This is a genomic window from Vibrio sp. YT-17 (assembly GCF_033337375.1).
Lineage (GTDB): Bacteria > Pseudomonadota > Gammaproteobacteria > Enterobacterales > Vibrionaceae > Vibrio > Vibrio alginolyticus.
In genome coordinates, this window is sequence record NZ_JAWOQP010000031.1 from 26,912 (window position 1) to 48,696 (window position 21,785).

At 44.1% G+C, this 21,785-nt stretch carries 26 protein-coding genes; 7 read left to right on the plus strand and 19 right to left on the minus strand.

Translation table 11 applies throughout. The annotated features are described in order from the left end of the window. Nucleotides 1–67 precede the first annotated feature (67 nt). From R7F67_RS21545 to radC, 4 genes are read right to left on the minus strand one after another with little or no spacing between them, the layout of a single operon-like run. Complete coding sequence (locus tag R7F67_RS21545) at nt 68–739, minus strand: hypothetical protein (protein ID WP_318057354.1); 672 nt, start codon at nt 737–739, stop codon at nt 68–70. Between the two features lie 9 nt (nt 740–748). Next, nucleotides 749–943: a hypothetical protein gene (locus R7F67_RS21550; protein WP_318057355.1), complete on the minus strand. Its 195-nt coding sequence runs from the start codon at nt 941–943 to the stop codon at nt 749–751. A gap of 11 nt (nt 944–954) precedes the next feature. Beyond that, nucleotides 955–1,293, minus strand: a complete 339-nt coding sequence (locus tag R7F67_RS21555) for a helix-turn-helix domain-containing protein (RefSeq protein WP_203343778.1) — start codon at nt 1,291–1,293, stop codon at nt 955–957. A 42-nt stretch (nt 1,294–1,335) separates the two neighbouring features. Continuing rightward, nucleotides 1,336–1,782 (minus strand): RadC family protein, encoded by a 447-nt coding sequence (gene radC / locus R7F67_RS21560; RefSeq protein WP_318057356.1) that lies wholly within the window; start codon nt 1,780–1,782, stop codon nt 1,336–1,338. Nucleotides 1,783–2,137: 355 nt separating this feature from the next. On the opposite strand from radC, the gene R7F67_RS21565 reads away from it, so the two are divergent. From R7F67_RS21565 to R7F67_RS21580, 4 genes are all read left to right on the plus strand, one after another. Continuing rightward, entirely contained in the window at nt 2,138–2,494 is a 357-nt protein-coding gene (locus R7F67_RS21565; RefSeq protein WP_140110043.1) for a hypothetical protein, read from the plus strand. 3 nt (nt 2,495–2,497) lie between these two features. Continuing rightward, on the plus strand, nt 2,498–3,358 hold the full coding sequence (locus tag R7F67_RS21570; RefSeq protein ID WP_318057357.1) for a 3'-5' exonuclease: 861 nt from the start codon (nt 2,498–2,500) through the stop codon (nt 3,356–3,358). Between the two features lie 100 nt (nt 3,359–3,458). After that, complete coding sequence (locus R7F67_RS21575; RefSeq protein WP_318057358.1) at nt 3,459–4,118, plus strand: DNA adenine methylase; 660 nt, start codon at nt 3,459–3,461, stop codon at nt 4,116–4,118. A gap of 10 nt (nt 4,119–4,128) precedes the next feature. Next, nucleotides 4,129–4,527 carry a hypothetical protein gene (locus R7F67_RS21580; protein ID WP_318057359.1) on the plus strand — a complete coding sequence of 133 codons (399 nt, stop codon included), beginning with the start codon at nt 4,129–4,131 and terminating at the stop codon, nt 4,525–4,527. A gap of 35 nt (nt 4,528–4,562) precedes the next feature. Here R7F67_RS21580 and R7F67_RS21585 read toward each other — a convergent pair whose 3' ends face one another. From R7F67_RS21585 to traJ, 12 genes are all read right to left on the minus strand, one after another. After that, on the minus strand, nt 4,563–5,042 hold the full coding sequence (locus R7F67_RS21585; protein ID WP_318057360.1) for a Fe3+-citrate ABC transporter substrate-binding protein: 480 nt from the start codon (nt 5,040–5,042) through the stop codon (nt 4,563–4,565). 379 nt (nt 5,043–5,421) lie between these two features. Next, nucleotides 5,422–5,622, minus strand: a complete 201-nt coding sequence (locus R7F67_RS21590; RefSeq protein WP_318057361.1) for a hypothetical protein — start codon at nt 5,620–5,622, stop codon at nt 5,422–5,424. After that, complete coding sequence (locus R7F67_RS21595) at nt 5,622–5,858, minus strand: hypothetical protein (RefSeq protein WP_318057362.1); 237 nt, start codon at nt 5,856–5,858, stop codon at nt 5,622–5,624. The genes R7F67_RS21590 and R7F67_RS21595 overlap by 1 nt, the downstream gene beginning before the upstream one ends. A gap of 89 nt (nt 5,859–5,947) precedes the next feature. Beyond that, nucleotides 5,948–6,271, minus strand: coding sequence for a hypothetical protein (locus R7F67_RS21600; RefSeq protein ID WP_318057363.1), 324 nt, complete (start codon nt 6,269–6,271; stop codon nt 5,948–5,950). 119 nt (nt 6,272–6,390) lie between these two features. Beyond that, the gene (locus R7F67_RS21605) at nt 6,391–6,561 is read right to left on the minus strand and encodes a hypothetical protein (protein ID WP_180765114.1); all 171 of its coding nucleotides are present in this window, start codon (nt 6,559–6,561) and stop codon (nt 6,391–6,393) included. Between the two features lie 11 nt (nt 6,562–6,572). Further along, a complete protein-coding gene (locus R7F67_RS21610) occupies nt 6,573–10,115 on the minus strand; it encodes a zincin-like metallopeptidase domain-containing protein (RefSeq protein WP_318057364.1) in 3,543 nt (1,180 codons plus the stop codon). A gap of 3 nt (nt 10,116–10,118) precedes the next feature. Then, nucleotides 10,119–10,331 carry a conjugal transfer protein TraD gene (locus R7F67_RS21615; protein WP_140110035.1) on the minus strand — a complete coding sequence of 71 codons (213 nt, stop codon included), beginning with the start codon at nt 10,329–10,331 and terminating at the stop codon, nt 10,119–10,121. A 4-nt stretch (nt 10,332–10,335) separates the two neighbouring features. Next, nucleotides 10,336–12,396: a DNA topoisomerase III gene (locus R7F67_RS21620; protein ID WP_140110034.1), complete on the minus strand. Its 2,061-nt coding sequence runs from the start codon at nt 12,394–12,396 to the stop codon at nt 10,336–10,338. Nucleotides 12,397–12,405: 9 nt separating this feature from the next. Next, the gene (gene traF / locus R7F67_RS21625; protein WP_318057365.1) at nt 12,406–12,933 is read right to left on the minus strand and encodes a conjugative transfer signal peptidase TraF; all 528 of its coding nucleotides are present in this window, start codon (nt 12,931–12,933) and stop codon (nt 12,406–12,408) included. Continuing rightward, nucleotides 12,930–14,834: a type IV secretory system conjugative DNA transfer family protein gene (locus tag R7F67_RS21630; protein WP_140110032.1), complete on the minus strand. Its 1,905-nt coding sequence runs from the start codon at nt 14,832–14,834 to the stop codon at nt 12,930–12,932. Before R7F67_RS21630 ends, traF begins: the two co-directional genes overlap by 4 nt. Further along, nucleotides 14,831–17,239, minus strand: a complete 2,409-nt coding sequence (gene traI / locus R7F67_RS21635) for a TraI/MobA(P) family conjugative relaxase (protein ID WP_318057366.1) — start codon at nt 17,237–17,239, stop codon at nt 14,831–14,833. The genes R7F67_RS21630 and traI overlap by 4 nt, the downstream gene beginning before the upstream one ends. Before the next feature lie 32 nt (nt 17,240–17,271). Further along, nucleotides 17,272–17,643, minus strand: a complete 372-nt coding sequence (gene traJ / locus R7F67_RS21640) for a conjugal transfer transcriptional regulator TraJ (RefSeq protein ID WP_318057367.1) — start codon at nt 17,641–17,643, stop codon at nt 17,272–17,274. Between the two features lie 339 nt (nt 17,644–17,982). Here traJ and R7F67_RS21645 point away from each other — a divergent pair, with 339 nt between their 5' ends. Genes R7F67_RS21645 through R7F67_RS21655 form a run of 3 tightly spaced genes read left to right on the plus strand, consistent with a single transcriptional unit; the run spans nt 17,983 to nt 19,573 of the window. After that, a complete protein-coding gene (locus R7F67_RS21645) occupies nt 17,983–18,411 on the plus strand; it encodes a TraK family protein (RefSeq protein WP_318057368.1) in 429 nt (142 codons plus the stop codon). Then, nucleotides 18,411–19,136, plus strand: a complete 726-nt coding sequence (locus tag R7F67_RS21650) for a conjugal transfer protein TraL (RefSeq protein ID WP_140110028.1) — start codon at nt 18,411–18,413, stop codon at nt 19,134–19,136. Before R7F67_RS21645 ends, R7F67_RS21650 begins: the two co-directional genes overlap by 1 nt. Further along, nucleotides 19,136–19,573 carry a conjugal transfer protein TraM gene (locus tag R7F67_RS21655; RefSeq protein ID WP_140110027.1) on the plus strand — a complete coding sequence of 146 codons (438 nt, stop codon included), beginning with the start codon at nt 19,136–19,138 and terminating at the stop codon, nt 19,571–19,573. The genes R7F67_RS21650 and R7F67_RS21655 overlap by 1 nt, the downstream gene beginning before the upstream one ends. A 36-nt stretch (nt 19,574–19,609) precedes the next feature. Here the strand turns inward: R7F67_RS21655 and R7F67_RS21660 are convergent, their stop codons facing one another. The 3 genes from R7F67_RS21660 to R7F67_RS21670 form a co-directional block, all read right to left on the minus strand. Next, complete coding sequence (locus R7F67_RS21660) at nt 19,610–20,929, minus strand: phosphoribosyltransferase (RefSeq protein WP_140110026.1); 1,320 nt, start codon at nt 20,927–20,929, stop codon at nt 19,610–19,612. 28 nt (nt 20,930–20,957) lie between these two features. After that, complete coding sequence (gene kfrB, locus R7F67_RS21665; RefSeq protein WP_140110025.1) at nt 20,958–21,302, minus strand: IncP plasmid survival protein KfrB; 345 nt, start codon at nt 21,300–21,302, stop codon at nt 20,958–20,960. Nucleotides 21,303–21,482: 180 nt separating this feature from the next. After that, the coding region (locus R7F67_RS21670) for a hypothetical protein (protein ID WP_318057369.1) at nt 21,483–21,785 on the minus strand (303 nt) is incomplete at its 5' end.

The following is a 21,785-nucleotide window of genomic DNA, read 5'->3' on the forward strand; positions in this document are numbered from 1 at the left end:
TTACCTAGAAAGAAAAATACAGTTAAAATTAAAGCCGAAATCACCAAAATTGAAATTCTAAACTTATTCATAATTTTTCCTCACACGCTGCTATTAACTGATCTAGTTCTGGCGGTAACTGCTTTCCGGCCAATACGCGGCGGCAAATATCATCAATTAAAGTTGCGGGGTCTATAACGGGAATCCCGCTTGGAGCTAGAAAGCTTTTCTCTCGCACTTCTCGATGCAATAGCATTGCTGCTTGAGCATATACGGCCAACTCCTTTTCACTAACTTCAACACCATCGACAAAAAACTTACCATCACCACATTCAACACTACTACTGCCAGCATAAACAGGAATAGATACAGGCAAAGCCCCACTATGATCTGTTACTCGATAATGGCCGTCTCTACACTCAGGGGTAGGGAAGTTTGGCTTATTGACAATGAAGCACTCCCCGGTAATGGTGCTCCCTTTTGGAATTAACACCTTTCCGTTTTGTTCACGCAAAGTAACAGCTTCGCCGTCTGGCCCTTTCAAAGCACACCCTGGATTACTTAATCGTATTTCAGAAAAATCGAACGCCTTTATAGGGGTCGGTTCTTTAGGGGTAGGTTCATCAGGAATAACAGTAATAATCACGCCGAAAATAATGAAGCCCAATCCCACCCCTATAACTAACTTTTGTTTTCGTCTAGCAAAAGCAAGCGATAGAACAAAACATAACCCGCCTAAAATGAGTAAAATCCAGCTCATAAATACTCCTTATTCTGTCTCTTGGTCTATGACCTTAACAAAGGCACTAGAGCCAGTTTCACCATGCCAAATATCAAGGACACGATAAGATTCACTTCCTTTCTTGATCACTTCACCAACCCCTACAGGGTTTAATAAAACCACTCGACCTATAGGACCATTTTTCACACAATTCACGGTGTATTCAAATTTAGGCTTAATCATAATTCCCTCTCTTAACGAACTTTCTTAATGTCATCAGTCGGACTTGCTAGTTCCGCAGCGTATAGCATCCTGCGCCATGCATTAGCATCAATCTCGCGGTGTTCTTTTTTATCGCTTGCAGTTTCCCACTTGCGAACAATGGAGCAACCTTTGGCGCTTACCGTCTTACCAAGAAAATAGCCAAGTTTTGCTTGAGACAATCCGAGATAAACCCGCAGCCACTTTATTTGTTCTGGTGTTGGTGAAAGATAATTAGGGTCACTCAAAGGCAAGGTACATTGAGAGTTCATCAAATCATCTAGCGTCATTTGCGATTCGAGATTGCTGTATAGCGTTTTATTTTCACTCATATTAAAAGCCTTAGCGCGGCACATTGTGCCGCGCAGTAGTAATTAAATTATCCCATGCTCAGCGAAAGAATAAGTTTCCTCAACGCTAACCACCACATGATCCAAAGTGCGAACATCAACCAACGCCAAAGCGTCTTTTATTCTTCGAGTAATGCGACGATCAGAACTAGATGGAGTTGCAACGCCAGAGGGATGATTGTGCGCCAAGATGCAAGCCGCTCCGTTGTGCTTGAGAACGGACTTTACAACCTCACGCGGATATACAGAGGCACTATCAATCGTTCCTTGAAAAAGCTCGACAGCTTCAATCAAGCGGTGCTGATTATCGAGTATTAGCAACAAGAAAATTTCACGCTCAGATGTAGCAAGGCGAGTTTGACAAAAACCTTTAACCAGCTCAGGACTGGTAAAAGCGTCACAAGTTTTGATTTTTTTAGCAAAGATAGCGTTAGCCTGGTCAATGATACTTTGTTCTTCTGGTGTAAACATTGCGTTTCTCCATTTATAGGTCATGGAACATTCCCGACCTTTCGTAAACAATTATACCGCCCCACTGTGGCGGTGTCTACTTTTTTTAATTTATTTCTTCATTATTTCCAATGTGTAATAAGACTTTAGGGCTAACGCTCCACTCAAAAATTGATAGCATTTACTCTTGGCGTAAAAACAATCATGTATATTTTAAGTATACTCTATTTGACCAATTTAAACGAATAGGTCAAAATAAGCAAGAAGCAATGCTAATTGACCACTTTAATTTGACCAATTCAAAATAGCCATTTCACCAACGTAAACAGGAAAGGCCGTTTTTTAGCCGCTAAAAGGAAAAGCAAGGAGGGGCTTAGTGGACAACGAACAACCCGTAGATAGAAAAACTTTTTGGGAGGAGCGAGATAGTAAGCTTGGTACTCAAACAGATATAGCTCTCGCTAAACTATGGAATGTTGAAGTACACATTGTTAGAGCTAGACGAAGAAAGTTAAAAATTGAGTTACCCAAAAAAAATGGTGAGAAACGAAAGCCGCATGACAAGCTAAATCAAGCTGAACTTAAAGAACTTTGGGAGTCAGTAGATCCAGTATTAGGTAGCAAACCGGATCACAAAATTGCTAAGGACTTTGACGTTACCACCTATCGTATAAGCAGCCGCCGTAAAGAATTAGGAATCCCTTCCTGGCGTAAAATTCAACTACAGGGTTAAAGCATGAATAACGCAGTGAAAGAGTTAGAGCAGGCTAGGGCAGAGGCTATCGCCAAAGACAAATGCTTTTCAAAGACTCGACTCCGAGAGGAATTTAGAATGAAGCCTAAAGAAGAAGCCGAACCTGTGGCCTTTTATAAAAATGATTATGGTGGGAAGTTTGCAGTTTATAAAATTGCTGATTGTGTACCAATGAGATCAAAGGTGAGCAAGCCAGCCACCTCCAAACAAAAACAGGCTAGGGCAGTGCTGGCTATCAAAACAAAACTCAAGAGCAAACACGCTAAAGCCTCTAATAGAGCGGTTTCATGGCTGGAATGTGAACCGTTATTTCTTGATTCAGAAAGTACAGGTCTTGGGTCTAACGCCCAAATCATTGAGCTGGCAATTGCCAATTCTCACGGCAAAATATTATTTGAAAGCCGCATAAAGCCTACCATCGAGATCGAACAAGAAGCGATACATATACACGGAATAACAAAGCAAGATTTGGAACAGTCACCAACATGGACTGACATTTCAGCGAACGTTCAATCCATCCTCACTGATCGTCCTTTGATTATTTTTAATGATAATTTTGATGTTCGGCTTTTGAGACAAACAGCTCAAGCACATGGTGAGCCAACTGAATGGATAAAAGCGTTAAAAACACATTGTGCAATGCAGCTGGCAGCATACGCTTTTGGTCCCACCAATAGACACGGTTCTATTTCGTTGAGTGACGCCGTTTTATACTCTCGTATAGAGTGGAGAGGTGAAGCACATAGCGCAGTTGCAGACACATTAACAACCGTTGACCTGGTACGCTCTATAGCTGATTACGGGCTATCACTAAAACAAGAATTGAAAAACTTAGAAAATTAACTGTTTATCGAGTATAGACAGGAATGACTATGGCAGCTGTGGCCGTCATAGATAGATATGACTATATTGGCCATATTATAAGAGGGCAGGAGGCAAGGAAGTGAGTTATTTAGGGGCAAAAAGTGGAAGCGGTACGTATCAAGCGATTATCAATCTAATGCCGCCACACGATACCTATATCGAAGCATTTCTTGGCACAGGGGCCGTGATGAAAAGGAAAGCGCCCGCTCAACAGAACATTGGAATAGACTTAAACAAAAAATGTATAGATGAATTTGACTATGCTGCAGCAAGCTTGATTCATGGTAATGCTTTTGACTATTTACGAACTCACGATTTCGAATCCAGTGGCAGAACGGTTGTCTACGCAGATCCCCCCTACCTTCCAGAAACGCGTACCAGCTCAGCTAAATATGATTATGAACTCACTAATGAGGACCATATAGAACTACTGAACATACTTTGTAAATTACCTTGCTATGTTCTTCTTTCTGGCTATCGCAGTGCTCTATACGACGAACACCTAAATAATTGGTGGTCGATAGATTTTCAGTCAATGACTCGCGGCGGAGTGAGGACAGAAACCGTCTGGTGTAACTTCAAGCCTGGAGAAATTCACTACCATACGTTCGCAGGCGCAAACTATACAGATAGACAGCGCATTAAAAGGAAAGCTACACGATGGGCTAACAATTTTAAATCACTGCCAGCGGGTGAAAAGCAAGCTGTACTGGCAGCGATTCTACAATCACTAGACTAGAGGATTTTTAATGAACTCAAAACGACTCACCATAACTATTATCACCTTGGCGTTAACAACCGCTTTTAATGCAAATGCTAGTAACCTGGACAAATGCAAAGACATTGATTTTAACGCCAGGATAGAACCTTTTTCAGAACAGTCGATGCGAGACATTTTGTTTATGTGGAAAGTCAACCCAACAGCTGCAACATGTTTGTATCCAGAGTTAGTAGTAACAGACATTAAGCGCAATGTGAGTGAAATGGACGGGTTAGAGTTTTTTAGTGGTAAACACTTTTCACTTGGCAACTACGAAGCCGTTCTTACGGTTGTTGGAGAAAAGGAAGGGCACGAAATTTCTATTCAAGAACACGGAATGCCTGGCGAAACAAAGCAGTATGCAATCAGCTCAATAACTGCCAAATAGCCAGGGATAAACAATAAAGGGCCACTGCCAGCCCTTTATTGAAGCGTTACATTTGGCGCTCTCCCCATAAATGACAACAACGCTAAGTCACTATGATAAGCATTAAGTAATGCTTGCTTCGCTTTTGTGTAAGCCCCTAGCTTGCCATGCTCTCGACAACTGTATCGGCAACCTGCTTTTACTCGTTTTCCATCCTTATATTTCATCCAGTTAGCAACGTATTCGTACACAGGGCTTTTCTTATCAGGTGCAATGCGCAATGTAGGTTCTAGGTTGCGTGGTAATCGAGATAGCAAGTCCTGATCAGACAATACGCGAGGCCAGAACTTCCCCCATTCCTCTTTACCAATACGATCCCTTTCTTTGACGGCAAGTTCTATAGCTTTCTCTCTTCCAATTTTTTTAAAGCCTACCGAGCGAAAACGGCGAGAACCTTCTGGTGTCGGAACTGTGACTTTAATTGCTGTCTTGCCTTCTGAAACAAAACGTATCGGGGTTTTAGTTTTCATACTCATGCTTTTTGCTTCCTTCTGAACCAAACAGTTACTTGCCATACGCCAATAAACAAACCGACTAACTGAATCGCACCCCAAACCATAGAGTAACCAAACGCCATAGAACCTATTGCACCGACACATAAACAAAACCCCGATGCGAAATAAGGTTGTGAACACCTATCATTCACATACAATCCAACCTGAATGAGAAAACCAACAATAATTCCTATATTCACAAAAAACATAATCAATCCTATATGTGGTATACCGGCAGCTGAGAACCAACACTACATGTAGTGCTTCGCTACCTGCTTTCTTTTATTTCTTGTTTGGGTCGTAAGCTTCATCAATAAAAAATGGGGTGTTCGGAAAAGAGTGTGTATAGCCATTAGCTAAGCTAATGGCTCAGTGCCTTAGTAAGATCATCAATCATACATTGCACTGAATAATCAGTACCAGAGCCTTTTAGCGCCCTATCTATTGCAGATTTTGATGGAGCAACACCTTTTAAATCTAAGATTAATTGCTCAGCTTTACGGATACTTCCTGCTTTTTTGACCAGCTCATTGAGCTGGTCTGTGCGATTTGATGAAGTCATTAAGCCTCAACTTCTTCAGTATATTCTGTTTCAACAAGGCCATCTACAGAGCCAAAGGCAGGACTGTATGTTAAACCGTACTCATCTACACCCATATAACCCATGTCATTTGCTTTGGCTTCACATTGCTCATTGGTTTCGCCTGAGATGACCACTACAACTTCCATTGTCTCAACATTATAAACGTATGCTTTCATGTTTTTTTCCTTTCGTTTGATGTTAGGTTTCAGCGCCATTGCCTAACCTTTGATTTAATTATATGTCCCGATTCGGGACAAATCAAGCGATGCTTTTGATTAGTTATGACTATGTGATACTTGTCACGCTACACACTCTTTTCCGAATACCCAAAAAATGATTCGTTAGTTTCGTCACCTTGAACAAGAGAGTTAATGTGCTCTTGGTAAGCTCTAAATACTTGTTCGGGGATCTGTTCTTCTTCGCTGAGATACAGCTCCACAAGCGAGATAGGCCAGCCGAAAAAACGAGGTTCTTGATAGAATTTCACGGCTTTTAGCAGCTCTTGAGCTACTTCGAGAGACATATCAGCACTAACACCTAGATAACTAAGACGTTTCGCGTGTGGTATTGTCGATTGAATTTCGTTCGCAAGTTCAGTTAGTGATTGCGTAATATGATTTTTATCCATACTTCCCCCTAAGCGTTTGAAATTTCTTGCTTACCTACATGCTTATCATAACATATGCACCATGTGTCACAAAAAAGGGGTTCCGACCTGGAACCCTTTAATTTGAATCTAACTAAACGTTATCGACTTCGGCTTTTTTTCATAGATTTAGGAACCACCTCTGCTTTTGGGTGCTTCTTCTGAATGTCCGATAACTTCTCTCCAGAAAACAACCCAATCCATTCACCATCTTTCTTTACAGCTCGATCATAAGATTTATCTCTGCCAGGGATTTTTATTTCAAAACTCATTTACTTTCTCCTTAGTTGATGCGGGCAGCCCGCTTTTGCTTTTGAACTTCTTCTTGTTGAAGGACTTGCTTATTTTCACGCTTGCGATCATGTTCCTGAATTGCCTTACTAACCGTGGCCCTCACCTGGCGTTCAACCCCTTCTTTACCCAAACGACTATTGTTAGCCAAGTCGTTGTAGTCAGTGTGACGATACAAGTTGTCAATTGCTGATACCTGCTCATCACTAAGCAGAGACTTTTTAATTTCTGCCTGCTTATCTTCGGGCGCGTTTTCCAATGCCCTTTTAGCATTGCAATGCTCTCGATACATTTGGGGGGTGACTTTTGGCAAGTCAGCCGGATACTCAGCTTCACCAGGAGCAAAGATAGGGAACGCAGCTGTACCACCTACCGCTTTTGCAGCCTCCCTCGCTTTCTCTTTACCAGGGTTAACACCAGTCATTAACTCTTGGTGACGATCATCATCGCCAAAAATAACCATTGGCTTATCGGGGAAAACTTCCTTTAAGGCTTTAGCAACTACTGGCAAATTACCTGCGTCAAACGTTGCCACCGTTGGGAAACCCAACGCTTCGGTATTCGTCGCAGCGGTAGCATAGCCTTCATGTAAAACAATGGCCGGAACAGACTCTAAAGACTTCATATCCCCGCCAACGATATGAAAACACCCCTCTTTCTTGGAGTCTTTAGCAAATCGCTTTGTACCGTCCTCTTGAATGTATTGCATGGTCCATTGCTTGCCGTTTACGTCATTTAATGGGATATAGGTTTTCTTTCCTTCGGAATCAGTTAGAACGCCAGGAAGAGATTGAATATTTTTGCGTTCCTGGTAAGGGGTTTTCTCTGTTGCAGGAACGAGGGTAGCAGCTTGACGACTGACTCTATTCGCCGTGGCATTTTGCAAGCGTTCTTGCTCTTTCGCCCTAGTCGCTAATTTTTCTGCGGCCTCTGCTTGCAACTTCGCCTTTTCCTCTGGCGATAACGCATAGCCTTTTGATTTCCATTTCATATCAATGCCCGTTCGGTTATTCCTGATATAACCTGCTGGGTGGCCGTCAAGATGACCGACATAGAAACCCGACCCCGCACTATGACTAACCCCTTTTTTGTCGCCTGTGGTGCGAATGCGGTGTTTTTTACCATCCATAATTGGATGCTCACCATCCACTTCACAACCTAAAGAGCGTAAAGCTTCTCCAAATTCCTCTTTTGGCGTCATAGCGGGATCTTGTTGGTTCTGAACCTTACTTGGTAGCCAACGATTCAAGCGTTCCATATCGCCATTAGGCCCCACATACCAAGACTTAGCAGTCTTGTCCCAGGCTGCCCCTGCCGATTTTGCGGCAGCTCTTTCACCATAAGGAACCGCTAGATATTGGCGGGATTGCTCGTCTTTTTTAGGTTGTGGTTGTGAACTGGATTGAACCGTTTCTTTGCTGCCGCTTCCCGCCGCTGTCCATTTTGAAAATTGATTAATATCCACGCCAGGAGGAACATACCAAGAACGTTGATCACCATCCCATTTAGCACCAAGCCCTTTAGCTTCGTTCTTTTCTTTATACGGGACGTTAATAAACGTTTTTTCTTCTTTAACTTGAGTCGGTACAGAGGTTGGTTGCTGTTGTGGTTGTTGCTCCTGCTGCTCAAATTCAGCGATTCGGCGCTGTAAATCATCATCATTAAGCATTGCTGCCATTTCTGCTGATTTGCGCGTTTCTTTAGCAGCTAAAATATCGTCATCAGAGCTGTTAGGGTTTAAACGAACTCGCATTTCGTTTACACGAGCAAACTTAGCCGTTTGTTCATGTTCATTAGGTTCTGATAGAGCATCAACAACACCAAGCAACGTAGCAAGTTCTTCCGCTTGCTCTTGGGTATTAAGATCAGCTACCCATTGGTGCATTCCGTTTTCATGTTGGGCATAAACCCCCCAAAATTCGGGTTCACGACCAACCGCTTGCGCGGGTTCTACGAACTGCTCCCCACCATCCTCTATGATTACGTTACCTTGAACCTGAATAGCTCCGTTCCAGTCTGCTGGTAAGTCAAAGCCGAGCGCCTGTCGCGCTGTTTCTTCAAATGCCTGGACGTCCGTTTCTCCGGCAACCAGGCGGCGACGTTCGTTAGCAACCTGGCTGAGTGCCTGGGAATCATCTTGTGATAGCGTGGAAAGCAACTGATCGCGCATCTGTTGGTTGTTGGTGGGTAATTGCATTCCGGCCTCCTGTGCTTGTTCCGGTGTGGCCTCCTGTTTCTGCGGCTGGGCCTGACCATTAAACCTATTACCAATGTCATTGAGTTGCTTGGCAATCTCACGACCTTCCTGCTCATCAAGAGGATTAGCAAACCAATGCCACTGCCCTTGAGAATCTTTTGCCTCTACACGCCAGTGAGTAGGTGTTTCACCTGGGCGTAACTCTCGATCTTCTAAGTCGCCTGCTTCATAAGACCCTTCCATAACTACCGGATGAACACGAGCTTCGCCTGTCCAGTCCACAGGCACAGAGTCACGCACCCCGAAGACAGGAACTCCTATCTCGGCTTCGACCGCCTCTTTCAATAACGCTTGTTGACGTTGGTTGTTGATGGGTAATTGCATTCCGGCCTCATGTGTTTGCTCCGGTGCAGCCTCCTGCTTCTGAGATTGGGTCTGGTCTTGCTCCTGGACTAGCTTTTGTTCAAATGCCAGAACGTAGTTCGCCATTTTTTCAGCCTCGGCAGAAGCGCGGAATATTTCTAAGGGGTCATCTTGAAGGACTTTAACCCAAGAGCCGACATACGCTGCATGTTGTTCAGGGTCATGGCCGATACCTAGTTCATCCCCCAAAATCATACTATTGATCTCAGCCTTTAATTCTTCGCGAGCATAAGCCTCTGACCCGAAAGGGTTATTTAAGTCTCTATCGAGTCGAGACGAATGCCCCGTCCAATGACCGAGCTCGTGCAGAGCAGTCGAAAAATAGCCGTCTGATGTCGAGAATTGTCCTTTATCGGGTAATTGAATATGGTCACTAGACGGACTGTAATACGCCCTATCGCCGCCGTGTCGAATATCAGCACCAGACGCTTGAAGTATGTTTTCTGCTCGTTCAGAAGCATCCCAAGTTTGCTCTTTACGCTCTAAAGGAGGTAATCCGTCTATCTGCTCTCCATTAAACACCGTGGCAAAAAACACTCGCGGGCGTTCTAACTGGATAGTTTCTTTTACTGGCTTTCCTTTATCATCGGTGACAGGTTTCCCGTTAGCATCGAGCTTGGTCCGTTCTTCTGTAAACTTCCAATACTGAACCCCTGTCCCTTTTTCTTTACCACGAACTTGAGCACCGAGTTCCTTAGCCTGCTTGTAGGTCATCCAGCGGTTATCACTTCGGCCCTGAGCCATTAAGTGAATCGCGTTAATACCTTTATAACGATTCCCTGTGAGTGGGTTTGTTGGCATAAAACCTGGTGCGCCAGGGTCCCAAGGTTTTTGCCAAGGTGCAGTGCCAGCTTTTAGTTGCTCAATTAGATTTTGAGCAACCGTTTCGTGAAATGGTGGTTTCTTTTCGGCCATAGGTTAACCCTCCTGATTGTCCTCTGGAGCAAAGAGATCAAGTAAATCAGCTGTACTTTCCTCGGCGTCCATTTCTGATAAAGCATCTTCAACAAATGCACCTGCTTTTTCTGCTTCAAGTGGGTCAAACTCCACTTGATAGCCAGGTGTCATTGCATCTTCTAATTTTTCTTGTAGAGCTGCGTCAGCGGCTACTTGATTGGTTGTATTTGTCATTGGTTTACTCCTTGTCGGTATTGTTGCGACCTTTGCTGTAATTAGGTCGGCCTTTAATGTCAGGGTAGGTTTGCTTGCAAGTAGGGAAGTTTGAACAACCCCACCAAAAGTGACCTTTCTTTCTTGGTAATGGGCGGCGCGACAAGCCAGCACCACATGACATACACTTAAATACATCAGAGATTACAGCCGCTTCTTTACCTCCAGCGATAGCTACTGCACCATCATTGGCTTTTGCAACTTGGTCCTTGATAAACGCCTCTTGTTTGGTAATAAAGGCATTCAGTTCTGTTTTGCCGGATTCCACACTTTGCAACATACGTTCGTACAAAGCAGTTAGAACCGGACTTTTTACCACTTCTGGTAAAGCATCAATCATGCTTCGGCCTAAAGTGGTACTAACAATTCGCTTACCTTGGGTTTCTAAGTAGTTACGGCGTTTCAGTTCTGCAATGATGGAAGCGCGAGTCGCTTCCGTTCCAATTCCATCACCTTCACGTAGCATTTTTTTATGTTGAGGGTCCGTTACGAATCGGTGGACATTTACCATTGCTGTGATTAACGTACCTTCTGTAAACCTTGCAGGGGGTTTTGTCTTGGCGTCTCGTCTGACTGATTGACCACAATCAATAACATCGCCTTTTTTCATTTTTGGTAATGATTGGTCATCACCATCTTGATCGTTTTCATCTTCCTCAGAGTCGTCCAAATACACATCATGCCAGCCGCTAAAGGTGACAACTTTCCCTTTAGCACCAAACGTTTCACCTTGTACGTCAACAATAACAGTGGTACTTAAAAACTCGTGTACTGGATAGAACTGCGCTAGGTAAGCCCTTACAACCAGGTCATAGATATTTCGTTCTTTATCGTTGAGTTTGTTCAAATCGCCTTTGTGCATCGTTGGAATGATGCCGTGGTGAGCTGATACTTTCTTATCATTCCAAGTGCGGGATTTAATTCCCGTATCCGCTCGGTCTACGATTGAAGATAAATGAGGGTTTACGGCTTTCACTGCCGCTAGTACAGCGGGCGCATCAGCAAACTGAGACTCTGGTAAATAAGCACAATCTGATCTTGGATACGTAGTTAACTTGTGTGTTTCGTACAATGACTGACACGTATCAAGCACATCCTGAGCACTGTATCCAAACTTTCTTGATGCTAAGGCTGTCATATCAGACAAGCTAAAAGTAAGCGGGTGAGACTGCTTCTTAGCTTCTTGAATGTAGTCTGTGATTGTTCCAGACTTACCGCTCAATGACTCAACTAGCTTGTCTGCAATCTGTGTGTCGATTAGACGGCCTTCTTCGTCAAGCCCCTCTTGATCTTCTTTTGCTTTCCAACCCGCCCAAAAACTGCCGGATTCATGTTTAATTTCAGCGCGAATAGTATGGAATGGGATGGATTTGAATGACTCGATTTCACGGTCTCTATTCACGACTAGAGCAAGAGTCGGTGTTTGCACACGCCCTACAGTTAGTAACGCTCTTGAGCCGCCCCTTTGTGCTCTCAAGGTATACGCCCTGGATAGATTCATACCTATCAACCAATCCGCTTTACCTCGTCCTTCCGCTGCATGAGCAAAGCCATGAAATTCGCGGTTATCTTTCATGTTGGCTAATGCACGTTTAACAGATACCGAGTCAACAGCATTGGCCCAATAGCGAAGAACTGGCTGTGTGCTATTGAAGTGGACTAGCAATTCATCTACGAGCAATTGCCCTTCACGATCAGGGTCCCCAGCGTTCACAATCTGAGAGGCAGATTTGATCAGCTTGCCAATGGTTTTCACCTGTTTCTTGGCGTCGTCTTTAGGTCTTAAAATCCATTGTTGAGGAATAATTGGGAGTTCTTCAACACGCCATAATTTTCGGCCTTTGTCATTCGTAGGTACGTCATCAGGAGTATATTCATCTGGCCCAGCTTGTTCTAACATGTGACCGAAACACCAGGTAACTCTATCTTTTCCACACTCGATAAAGCCGTCACCCCTCCCTGTCACACCTAACTCAGCCGCAATTGCTTTAGCTACTGACGGTTTTTCTGCAATAAATAATCTCATATATATTCCTTACCAAATGAATACTGGACGAATAACCGTTTTCACTTGGGAACGATTAACTGGACCAAAATAACGAGCATCAAACGAAGTACCGCTAACGTCTGACATCAACAATAATTCAGAGCTACCAAGCGTGTACTGTGTTGCTTGGTATCGAGGAAGCTCTCTCCCTGCTGGGTCCGTTGTTATTAATTTACTGTGCTCCAGCAAATCCCCTTCAACTACAACACCCTTATCAGTAATTTCTACGGTGTCGCCTTTAGCCGCTAAAATGCGTTTCATCATGTAGCCATAACCACCAGGGCAAAAACCCGCGCCGATGTAACCGCGTTCTTTGGCTGTAGCAAACACACCAATTTCAGGCGGGCAAAAAAGAACATAAGCCCCTTTTTCTATTGGTGCGTCAGTTGTCCAATACAGGCCAACAGGAATGCTTTTAGTTGTATTGATTCGAGCACCAGTGACATAACAGATTGCACCAAGCGCCATGAGAGACGCGCCAAAAATCGCAACACCTGCATAAATTCGTTTCATCATATTTGAATGGCTTCCTCTGCTTTCTCGACAACTCGTAGCTTGTCGCATACTTTTGGCGCTTCAATTTGAGCACGAGCGAGGAAAATAGGATCTTTGAAATAAAGCGGTTGTTTCCCATAAACAGCAGGATAACCAGCGACATACACAACCATATCGCCAGCAGTTTCAATCTCACCTTTATCGTTTTTAACTGGCCCAGGCATACGCAAACATTCATCTGGCGTTAACAACGGTCTTTGTACTTCTTGAATGGTTCGAGATACCTGCCCTAATAGCGCAGAAGTACGGCGACCACTCGTTGTAATCTGTTCTTTAACTACCGTTGTTTGGCCCGTTAATCGAGAAAGGTGTTCAGCCGTTTCAATTCGGTTCGGCGGGTATGCGTTCTGAACGTGACAGTTTGATGTGATTGTTTCATCAGGGCCATAGCCAGTTTCACGGCTTTTAAGCTGATTTAAGTCCTGGCAAATCAAGTAGCACTTGATTCCATAGCCAGCGACGAAAGCTAGTGATTCCTGCAATATTTCTAGCTTCCCTAAACTTGGGAACTCGTCCAACATCGCCAGCAATCGATGTTTGTAATGGGCGACAGGTCTGCCTTTTTCAAAAGTCATTTCATCGGCCAGTAGACGAATAATCATGTTTACCAAGATTCGAACTAACGGGCGTAAACGAGCTTTATCATTTGGTTGTGTGACAATGTAAAGGCTGACAGGGTTATCATGGTTCATCAGATCTTTAATCTTGAACTCAGACTCACTCACGTTTCGAGCAACAACAGGATCACGGTAAAGAGCTAGATATGATTTTGCGGTCGATAGAACAGAACCGCCTTCTTCTTCTGGTCTATCCATCATGTCACGCGCAGCAGAACCAACCGCAGGGTGGTTTTGACCGTCAACATGACCATAGGTAGCCATTTCCATCCAAAGTTCGCCTGTGTCGCGTTCAGGGTCGGCAAGCATTGCATCAACAGCAGGAAGGGTCGCGGGTGTCCCTTCGTTTTTAGCTTTGTATAGAGCATGTAGAATTACACCAACCAAAAGTGCAAAGGCGGTTTTTTGCCAGTGTGATTCCATGCCTTTACCATCGGGGTCTACTATTAACGTTGCTAAGTTTTGAACGTCTCCTACTTCGTATTCTGTGCCGATGCGTATTTCATCAAGCGGGTTCCAATGGATACCGCCATAATTTGATGCAGGTTCAAAGCGCAATACTTTATTGTTTGCGTATTGCTGACGCCAACCAGAAGTCAAAGCCCAAAGTTCCCCTTTAAGGTCTGTTATGACTGCACTTTGCGCCCAAGAAAGCAAAGTAGGCACAACAAGCCCGACACCTTTACCTGAACGTGTTGGCGCGTATGTCAAAATGTGCTCTGGTCCATTGTGGCGAAGATAATAAAAATTTCCTTCTTCATCTTCCCAACCACCAACATAGACCCCCATAGCACTAGGAGCCTCTTTGCCTGTTACCACCTCCAACAAATTGCGGTTGCGAGGCAACAAACCAGCTGCTTGAATATCCTTTTTACCAGCCCAACGAGCCGAGCCATGCAAATATTCATTTGCTTTTGAACTGTTATTAGTAACTACCTTTGTGATAGTCACCCCCAACAGACCTACCGAAGTCACAACCATTCCAACGCTGGCCGCTTCCATAAACTCATTGGGATAATGGCTATACCAATCGCCAGCCCAATTTAGAATCGCCCACGGTGCGTATAGGTCATTAATATTCGCGCCTAAAGAGTCTTGATAATTAAAAGTGTGTGCAAAATATTGAGTCGCTGATTGTAAGCCGACAGCAATCGACACTGCCCCCAAAGCGGGTAACGTGCGATTTTTCCTTGTTTTTTTGGCCCTTACTTGAGGGCCAACTGCGTTGTTTATTTTGGGTTTCATCTGCTCCGTCCTTTTGATTTCTTGAGCGAACCTTGAGGGGTAACTGTCACAGCTTCACCAATTCGCACACGCTTCATGCGCTGAGCGGTAGCCTTATCAATTGGAAGCACTAAGACTTCATCACCTCTATTCAGGAGGGCCAAAGCCTGCCCCTCCACATTACGGATGCCGCCATAAGTAACTGCACCAGGTTGATTATTATAACGCGAATGTTTCGGTATATCGAAACCTTTTGCACGTTTTGACTCGCGTTCCGAAAGATATTTATTTGCAGCCGCTTCACTAGGACTTAATCGTCCCCCCCCAGAAACTCCCCATCGCAATTGGTTATCTGGTTTGGATCGTTGGTGCTCCAGCTGACTAGAAACATCACCCGACAGTAACATTTCACTTCTTCGGGCGAAGCGAACCACACTGAGTGAGGACAGCGTTCGCAGACGGTTTTTTGCGATGGACGGCGGTTTTCCTCCAATGCCTGTAACGTTGGGCTTGTTGAGGACATTACGGCGATCATTTCCGGCGTTGGTTCGATCGACTGCGTTGCTTGTACTTGTGGTGCTGGCTGCTCCGGTTGCGCTGCTTCGGTCGTCGCTTGCTCCGGTTGACCTTCTTCCTGGCTCGGTGTGCTCGGTAATTCCTCGTCCAATGCGGCTAGTGCTTGGTCGATCAGGTCTTCCTCGCTCAGCTCCAGTTCTTCGTTCAGTTCTTCCAGTAGTTTGTTCTCGTCGGTCATGATCATTCTCCTGACTCAATAGGTCTTGCCTGCGGCGCTCCATGCCCGCATCAGCAAAAGTGATTGGTAGATTTAAAGTGGCAGCGGTAAAAATTACTTGGGCTTTAAATTGAGCGGTCCCGTTAACAGTAATTCGACTGCCATAACGCTCTTTGGCTAACAACAAAGCATCTTTGAGTGCTTCATTTGTTGCCTCTCTTGATATTTGAAGTTTGTCCCCATCGTCACGAATGGCACTTTTACCCGCACGATAAATAATCGTGCCCTTTTTGGTAATGTTGTCCATCACAGGCGCGTGACCTGGCTTGTGGTCGAAATGCACCGCTCCAAGTGAAGACATATTTCGAAGGCGATTTTTAGCAAAGGCCGGAGGATTTTTACCTATAGGGGCAACATTAGGCTTGTTAAAGCCCTCTACGTTAACAGGGGCAACGTTTACCCGCTCACCGCTAATAACATCGCCTTTAAGTGCTTTAGCTTTTTCTCGCGCTCTCAGAGCTTCTAAAGCGGTCTTGTTACCTTTTAAAGCTTCTTGTTTGAGCCAATCGGCCCACGCTCGGCGTTTATACTTTTCGTACAATGCTTGGCGCTCTAACTTGTTGGCCTTATTGATGGCCTGTATATCTGCTTTAAACGATTTATGAGCCTGGGAATAAAGTATTTTCTTATTTAGACGACCTTCACCCATTAGCTTTATTGCAGCTCTACGGAGCCTGTTCTTTCGCTTAGCGGCCTCGATGCGACTATCTTTTCTTCCCTTGGCGTTAAACCATTCAACCTTTCTAGCAGCGGTTAATTGCTTTTGTTCTTCTTGATACCTTGCGTATAACTCAGTCGTGTTGACTTTGAAGCGCGTAGGACGCTTTTCGTATCGACGGCGTTTGTCCTTGGAAGAAACAGAATCGTTTAGTTGTTCAAACTCTCCTAGCTTCTTTTCCAATTTTGGTTTAGACAAATCCCTAGCTAAAGTGCTTGCTTTAACTTGAGTTCCATCATTAGACTGAATAACAAAGCCGTTGCCTTGCTGGCGAATCTCCAAGCTATTTTCACTTAACACCTGGTGAAGTTGCTGCCAGTTTTCAGCGGCCCTTATTTCCTCTAAACACTCACGCCTAACCCAACTAACCAAGCTTTCAATGCCTGCATGTTGCTCCATATCATTAGCGCGACCTTCGGATAATGTTCGCGCCGATTTATGATTGACTCTTTGTAAACCATGCTCTTTTTCTAAAATGTCGCACAATCCCGATAAGGTTTTGTAGGCTTTATAGGGTTCGTGAATAGTCTTTTTTGTTGGGTGAATTTTGTTGATAGCAATGTGCATGTGCATGTGGTCTGTATCATGGTGAACAGCACTAACCCTTTGATGCTCACCAAAGCCTAGACCTTCGCAAATCCGCTTTTCTATGTCCTTCAAAACTTCTTCTGACGGAGTTTCACCAGGAGGAAACCCAACTATCAGGTGATATGTTTTATCTCCCTCAGCGCGGGTATTAAGATGTTGTGTAGCCAACACTTCACTAATCACAGCAGACATAGTTTGCGATTGGCAATTGGTTACGTTCACCAATCCAAGACGCTCGGTTTTACTTTGCTCGTCAGTGATGTACTTTACCAATCCAGAAAAGTCAGACTTTTTAGCCGAACGCATAGGAACGTGTTTTGCTATCAAAAGTCACCTCCTGAATTTTTTAGCGGCTAAAATCACTTTTCAGATCTCGGCATGACAATCTTTGTCATAACCGCCCCCATTTCTTCTTGTGTCGCTTCTATTTTGCTTAGAACAGCTCTAATGGTTGACTCACCAAATTGAGCAGTTCTTACATCATTTGTAAGCCATAGCTTGAGCAAGCCGCCCAATCGGCCAAGGTCGCCATTTATTTTTGCCAGTTCGTTTACTTGCTCATAATCAACAACTCCCTGGATGTGATAACCCTGCCCGACTTCTCGAAGGTATCGAGCTGCACTCATTCCAGCTCGTGCAGCTTGAGCTTCAATTAACGATTTTTCAGCAGGTAAGCAATACACCTTGATTGGTGGGCTGCTTTTTCTAGTTACTTTTTTTTCCGTAGTCATTGTGTCCTCTTTCTCCGGCGGTAGCCGGAAGCCTCGCAGAGCAAGATTCCGTTGAGCCCGAAGGTGCGAATAAGGTTCGAGTGAAGTAGGAACCGCCAACTTGTTGGTGGGCCTACTTCACCTATCTTGCCCGCCTTACGGCGCTGTTAACTCCAGGAAAGTGTACGTTGACCTCATCTGTTTTTCCATGTTTTTCGTTGTAAATTGATGGATATATCGTAAAATACTTTTAAAGAAGGCATAATGCAGGTGAAACCTGCATGTTTACTGGCTTATCCTTGGTCTTTACAGGCGATAAAACAGGAAAATGCAGGTGTTTACAGAAAATAGGCAGGAACGATGACAAAACTTACTACCGATGATTTAGGGCAGTGGGTTCAGAAAAAGCAAAAGAAAAAAAGACGGCAATCAGAGGCAACTGTCGAGTTTCTAGCTGTGAAAAGTTTTGTAGTTGAGTCAATGGACGCTGGTTACTCATTAAAGTTGATCTGGGAGTATCTAGTTGAAAATAAGTATTTAAGATCTTCTTACGAGACTTTCCGAACCTATGTGCATCGATTCATTAAAAAGAAAAATCCAGTTTTAGCCGCTAAAAAAACTGGAGAAGTAATACCCGAAGAAACCCCAACAAAGGGACCAGAAAAAAACGCAGCAACAATGTCACGAGATAAAAATAGTGATGATGTTCAAATTCAAAGTAAGGACAAGCCAAAAGGAATTACTGGCTTTAATTTCAATTCAACGCCGAATAAAGAGGATCTAATCTAATGGCTAAAGTACACATTATTTTGCAAGGCAAGGGCGGGGTAGGAAAATCTGTTATCTCAGCTATCATCGCACAGTACAAAAAAAACAAGGGCCAGGACCCTACTTGTATTGATACTGACCCTGTGAACTCCACGTTTGAAGGTTATAAAGCCCTAAACGTAAAACGACTCAACATTATGACTGACGACGAAATTAATACTCGAAATTTTGATGCGTTAGTTGAATTAATCGCGACTAGCGAGAGTGACGTTATCATTGATAACGGGGCTAGTTCTTTCGTACCTCTATCACATTATCTAATTTCCAACGAAGTACCTGCCCTACTAAACGAAATGGGGCATGAAATTGTTGTTCATACTGTTATCGCAGGTAGCCAATCCTTATTAGACACTGTTAATGGTTTTTCTCAGTTGGCAGACCAGTTCCCGAAAGAAGCTCTTTTTGTTGTGTGGTTGAATCCATATTGGGGACCAATCGAACACCAAGGAAAATCGTTCGAACAGATGAAAGCATATACAAATAATAAAGATCGAGTTACAGCCATTATCGACCTGCCAAAGCTTAAAGATGAAACCTATGGCCGAGACTTTTCAGAAATGCTTGAGAACAGAAGAACATTTGACGAAGCCATTGCCGATGAAAAATTGACAATTATGTCGCGCCAGCGATTGAAAATTGTTCGAACTCAAGTGTTTGGTTTGTTGGATAATGCGGCGGTGTTGTAATGACAGACAAGGTTGAAGAAACCATCAAGGAAATCGCGGCCAAACACGGCATAGCCGTTGGCCGTGATGACCCTATATTGATTTTGCAGACTATCAATGATCGCTTGATGCGTGAGAGCACCGAAGCTCAACAAGCGATCTTGGACTCATTCAAAAGCGAACTTGAGGAAATCGCGCACCGATGGGGAGAAGATGCAAAAACTAAGGCAGAAAGGACGCTCAACGCCGCTCTGACAGCCAGTAAGCAAGCTATGGCTACTTCGATGCAAGAAGGAGCCAAACTTGCCGCAGAAGCAGCTAGGAGAGAAGTAGAGACTACAATAAAAGAACAAGTCGCAATTTTGCACAAAGAAACTCGCCAAGTATCGTGGATGAACCTAATAGCGGCAGGGATGACGGTATTTGCAGCAGGGTTAGCGTTATGGGCTTCATTTTAGAAAAAGAAAGCCTGGCGATACCAGGCTTTTCTCTAGTTAGTATGGTTTATTAATTCCAAGAGTATGCGAACGGCTACGCTCTTGGTTTTGCTTCCTTTCTTGCTCCTGCTTTTTGACTAGCGCCTGGTGATGCCTTTGAGCTTGTCTCATTGCATCCCAATCAGCAGCTAGTTCAGGGTTTGCTGCCCTCATCTTCCTTGTGGCTAACTCGTCAATACGGGGAGAATGAACCCCCATACCATCTTTAATTTCTCGTACAGCTTCCAAGCGAACTTGCAAGGTCTGTAGGCGCGATTGTTGTTGAGACTGACTTACTTGCCAAGTTTTCTTTGTTCCTGGCATGGACAAAAAACCAGGCTTGTTGAGCTGAGATTGTTGCAAGCGGGCTTGTTGCTGGCTAATCAAGTTTTCTAAACGGTCCTCGATGCGTTCAACCTGATCATGCTTGGCTTGAGCATACGTTGCTAACATTTCTTGATAGCTTTGTTCCACAGAAGCACTATCCAGCATTGAAGATTGTTCAGATTCCAATTGCTCAGCTTCAGAAAGTAGGCTGCTACCTGCTAAAACCGAGCGTTCTGCGCTCGTTCTTCTTTGCGGCGTTTCAGCTCCGCTTTGGCCCATGCGCTCGATGACGCCATTTCTTGCCTTAGCGATTCGATCTCGGATTTGCTCAACCGTCTTGGCTGATTTGAGGTGTCCGGCTTCACCTTGTGTGAGTTTGTCGAGTTCATATCCAAAAGTATCCTTCCAAAATTGATTCATAGCTGGACCATGCTTGCTTTCAATGGCCGCTAACATTCCAGGCTTAACAGGTAAATTAAGCGCCCCTTCATGAGCGGTCATAACAGACGCAGCTACAACTTGGCCGCCTCGATTCTCCACATAACCTTTTAAAGAGGCTACGGTTCCACCCATTGCTAGAGTGTCATCTACAATTAAGTATTTTTCACCCTTTTTGACATTGCCGTAAAAAGTCGGATTGAACGCCAGGCGATGATCTGCGCCCGTATCTGTGCGACCAACCTTGTCACGCTGAACAATGTTCAATTCAACATCCAAACCTAAACGGTCTGCCAATACCTCAGCCATTGCCAACGGTATCTTATTAGTACCTGCCGACTCTAAAGCCAGTACAGGCAATATGCGGGGCTTGCTGTCCCCAATACACTCCTTAATAGATTTTACTGTGTCATCAGTAATCAACCTATCAGCTAATTCAAGAGCAGCGGGCATGTCTCCAGACTTGGCCGCTTGGTATTCAGGTTCGTTTTTTAACTCCCCCAAATCTCCATTCCTAATTACCTTTGGAAAATCCCCCCAAGGGGATCGTTCTCCAATACCGAACTTATTCAAAAATCACCTCCAGTTTTAGCGGCTAAAACTATCGGGAGCGACCTCTACTAAGTTTCGCGGCTTGGGTAACTACAGCTTTCCCCGAAGCATCATAATTGATACTTTTTACACTCCCAATTTCAGGTACTATATCGAAATTTTCTTTAGAGTGCATGACAAAATTTTTGCCAATTTGTTGATAAACCTTATTGGTGTCAGCATGGACTATCATGCCGTCATGGCTTTTTGACTTATCAGCCTCTTTCGCCATGTAGAGGTTGTAAATACCTGGCTTTAACGCTCCAGCTTTTTCAACCTTCTGATTTGCCCATGCGCCACTTTTATCAGTTTGAATTATTCGCTGGCCATTCATAACCAATAAGCGTTGTTTCATTTTGCGGCGCTCCTATCTTCTACATACTGCATTTGGTTGCACTGCATACGGCCATAAAAAAACCGATCTCGGCAACCAATCGAGATCGGCTCCAACGCAAACCGATACTTATTTCTCAAGGACGCTTTAATATTATGACAAAACCTTATATTTATCAGGTTGTTTTTAGTGAGTAACAACTCAATTGCGCGAAGTTAAAGCAGTTTCCAAGCCCTTAATTTGTCCACGAATATTCGCCGCTTCTTCTTTGGCTATAGTTACCGCTTCCAACGCCTTATTACGCTCGGTTTGTAATTCAGAAATATCAACCTCCAGGCTAGTTATTCTTTGAGCCGCTAGTTCGCTTTGGTGTTTCAGATCTTGCTCGTAGCCTTTGGATTGTTGGGCTAACTCTTGTTTGTGTTCTTCGGCCAACTGGCTCAGCTGAGAGCTATGCACTTCTTCAACTCTATCGAGTTCGTCCTGGTGAGCCTTAGACTGTTG

Coding starts and splice junctions, on each gene's coding strand:
- R7F67_RS21545 (WP_318057354.1), bottom strand. CDS start 739: ATGAGCTGGATTTTACTCATTTTAGGCGGGTTATGTTTTGTTCTATCG.
- R7F67_RS21570 (WP_318057357.1), top strand. CDS start 2,498: ATGAATAACGCAGTGAAAGAGTTAGAGCAGGCTAGGGCAGAGGCTATC.
- traJ (WP_318057367.1), bottom strand. CDS start 17,643: ATGACTACGGAAAAAAAAGTAACTAGAAAAAGCAGCCCACCAATCAAG.
- R7F67_RS21650 (WP_140110028.1), top strand. CDS start 18,411: ATGGCTAAAGTACACATTATTTTGCAAGGCAAGGGCGGGGTAGGAAAA.
- R7F67_RS21580 (WP_318057359.1), top strand. CDS start 4,129: ATGAACTCAAAACGACTCACCATAACTATTATCACCTTGGCGTTAACA.
- radC (WP_318057356.1), bottom strand. CDS start 1,782: ATGTTTACACCAGAAGAACAAAGTATCATTGACCAGGCTAACGCTATC.
- R7F67_RS21550 (WP_318057355.1), bottom strand. CDS start 943: ATGATTAAGCCTAAATTTGAATACACCGTGAATTGTGTGAAAAATGGT.
- R7F67_RS21615 (WP_140110035.1), bottom strand. CDS start 10,331: ATGACAAATACAACCAATCAAGTAGCCGCTGACGCAGCTCTACAAGAA.
- kfrB (WP_140110025.1), bottom strand. CDS start 21,302: ATGAAACAACGCTTATTGGTTATGAATGGCCAGCGAATAATTCAAACT.
- R7F67_RS21590 (WP_318057361.1), bottom strand. CDS start 5,622: ATGACTTCATCAAATCGCACAGACCAGCTCAATGAGCTGGTCAAAAAA.
- R7F67_RS21630 (WP_140110032.1), bottom strand. CDS start 14,834: ATGAAACCCAAAATAAACAACGCAGTTGGCCCTCAAGTAAGGGCCAAA.
- R7F67_RS21610 (WP_318057364.1), bottom strand. CDS start 10,115: ATGGCCGAAAAGAAACCACCATTTCACGAAACGGTTGCTCAAAATCTA.
- R7F67_RS21620 (WP_140110034.1), bottom strand. CDS start 12,396: ATGAGATTATTTATTGCAGAAAAACCGTCAGTAGCTAAAGCAATTGCG.
- R7F67_RS21595 (WP_318057362.1), bottom strand. CDS start 5,858: ATGGCGCTGAAACCTAACATCAAACGAAAGGAAAAAAACATGAAAGCA.
- R7F67_RS21555 (WP_203343778.1), bottom strand. CDS start 1,293: ATGAGTGAAAATAAAACGCTATACAGCAATCTCGAATCGCAAATGACG.
- R7F67_RS21645 (WP_318057368.1), top strand. CDS start 17,983: ATGACAAAACTTACTACCGATGATTTAGGGCAGTGGGTTCAGAAAAAG.
- R7F67_RS21605 (WP_180765114.1), bottom strand. CDS start 6,561: ATGAGTTTTGAAATAAAAATCCCTGGCAGAGATAAATCTTATGATCGA.
- traF (WP_318057365.1), bottom strand. CDS start 12,933: ATGATGAAACGAATTTATGCAGGTGTTGCGATTTTTGGCGCGTCTCTC.
- R7F67_RS21655 (WP_140110027.1), top strand. CDS start 19,136: ATGACAGACAAGGTTGAAGAAACCATCAAGGAAATCGCGGCCAAACAC.
- R7F67_RS21600 (WP_318057363.1), bottom strand. CDS start 6,271: ATGGATAAAAATCATATTACGCAATCACTAACTGAACTTGCGAACGAA.
- R7F67_RS21585 (WP_318057360.1), bottom strand. CDS start 5,042: ATGAGTATGAAAACTAAAACCCCGATACGTTTTGTTTCAGAAGGCAAG.